The 2,252-nt window shown below is 59.2% G+C and carries 2 protein-coding genes; both read right to left on the bottom strand.

Annotated features, from left to right (window positions below):
- The coding region (locus tag WBV42_RS11300) for an ABC transporter ATP-binding protein (RefSeq protein WP_423986122.1) at window positions 1-701 on the bottom strand (701 nt) is incomplete at its 3' end.
- Window positions 701-2,167 carry an ABC transporter permease gene (locus WBV42_RS11295; RefSeq protein WP_423986121.1) on the bottom strand — a complete coding sequence of 489 codons (1,467 nt, stop codon included), beginning with the start codon at window positions 2,165-2,167 and terminating at the stop codon, window positions 701-703. The genes WBV42_RS11300 and WBV42_RS11295, both read right to left, overlap by 1 nt.
- Between the last annotated feature and the right edge of the window lie 85 nt (window positions 2,168-2,252).

Raw genomic sequence — 2,252 nt, 5'->3', positions numbered from 1 at the left:
GCGATTTCCGCGATGACGCCCATGTCGTGCGTGATGAACATGATCGCGAGGTCGCGTTCCTCCTGGAGTTCATCCAGCAGTTCGAGGATCTGGGCCTGAATCGTCACGTCGAGCGCCGTCGTTGGCTCGTCACAGATGAGCAGTTCGGGGTCACACGCGAGCGCCATGGCGATGACCGCCCGCTGACGCATCCCGCCGGAGAACTCGTGTGGGTACTCCTTGATGCGGCGACCGGCGTCGGGGATACCGACCGCTTCGAGGAGATTGATAGCCTCCTTTGTCGCCGCGGTTCCGGTCATATCTTGATGGAGACGGAGTGCCTCCTTGATCTGGTTCCCGACGCTGTAGACGGGGTTCAGGCTCGTCAGTGGGTCCTGGAACACCAACGCGATGTCACCGCCGCGGATCTGTCGGTACTCCTTTTCCGATTTGCACGTCAGTTCCTCGTCCTTGAAACGGATGCTGCCATCGAGGATGCGTCCGGGCGATTTGATGAGACCCATGATCGAGCGTGCGGTGACGCTCTTTCCGGACCCGGATTCACCGACGATACCGACCGTCTCTCCGGGCTTGATGTCGAACGAAATGCCGTCACAGGCACGGATGACCTCCTTGTCCGTGAAGAAGGCCGTCTGAAGGTTTTCGACCGACAGAATCGGCTCCTTGTCGGCGATTGACGTGGGTTGTTGGCTCGACGCCATTATGCACCACTCCCTCCTGTCGCGGCGACTTCAGCACCGCCGTCGTCACCCGTTTCGCTCTGTGGGTCGACCGCGTCACGGATACCGTCACCGAGTGCGTTGAACGCGGTGACGATGAGCACGATGAGCACACCCGGAATGAACGAGATGTGCCACGAAGCGGTCGTCGTGTAAGCTTGTCCGACGTCGACCGCACGGCCCCATTCGGGCGTCGGGGCAGTGATACCGAGACCGAGGAACGTCAGTGCCGCGACGGAGATGATGATACCGCCGAGCGTCATCGAGGAGTAGACGAGCAAGTATCCGAGGATGTACGGTGCCATGTGCTTCTTCATGGTCGTAACCGGGCTCTGCCCGAAGCTCTTTGCGGCGTCGATCCACTCCTGTTCGGAGACCTGCATCGCAGGCCCGCGCACCGCACGCCAGAGGAACGGCCAGCCAGTTGCGGCGAACAACAGTGCGAACAATAGGGCGCCGTTGTAAATCTGCCCGAGCCACGTCCCCCGTAGGACGTACGAGAGCAGGAGGAGCAACAACAGACGCGGGATGGACATGATGGAGTCACCGATGATGACGCCGGCGAGGTCGACGAGACCCTTGTAGTACGCCGTCAGGAGCGCGAACGACGTTGCGATGAGACCACTCACCACGATGGAGGTCAAGCCGATGAACAGCGATATGCGAGCTCCGTGCATCATGAAGGTGAATAAGTCCTTCCCGGTCGGTAACGTGCCGAACGGATGGAATCTCCCGTAGTCGTCGTAGGTCATCGGACCGACGTTTCCGCTATCTCCTCGCGAGCGCGAGCCAAAGTTCGCATCGCCGATGAGGGTTTCCTTGACCTGTCCCGTATCCTTGTCGAGATAGTGTATCTTGTAGGAGAACGGGTTCTGGATGTTGTGTTCGACCGTCGTCGTTCCCAGCGAGGGAGCGAAGATGGCCATCACGACGAACATGAAGACGACGATGAATCCGAACAGACCCCACGTGTTGTGTCGGAATCGGGAGATCATGTCGTCACGGGGCGTCCAATCGGCGTACCGATAGTGCTCCCGGAACGTGAGATAGCCACGCCAGACCCAGTACAGGAACCCGAGCGTATAGGCGTAGATCAGGACGACGCGGATGGCCCAGACGACTGCCGGGGACAGTCCGAGGAACGTGCCCTTCCATCCACCGGACGGGGATTGCCAGCCGGTGTTGTCGAAAATGTCCCTCGTAAGTAACGTCGGCAAGTTCGCCAGTGCGTCACCGAAGGTCGCAAACGGTGCGGCGATCGGTTTGAGGAACGCCAGTTTATTGACAAACGTGGCCCACGGAACTGCCATTATCATGCCCCAGAGCGCACCGAATTCGAGTGCGAGGAGCACGAGGAATCCGGCGAACCAAAGGGCCGCCGGTCGTGGGTTGTCTGCGATACGTTCGCGGAGGGATTTTTCCTCTCGAATAGCGGAATTTGTACTCATGTTATGCACCTCCGTCGTAACCGACACGGGGGTCGATTATGGTGTACAGGAAGTCCTGTACGATATTTATTATCACGACGAGAAG

The sequence above is a fragment of the Haladaptatus sp. genome (assembly GCF_049589095.1).
GTDB lineage: Archaea > Halobacteriota > Halobacteria > Halobacteriales > Haladaptataceae > Haladaptatus.
Note: the sequence above shows the minus strand (reverse complement) of the source record. Positions and strands in the feature narration are given on the sequence as shown.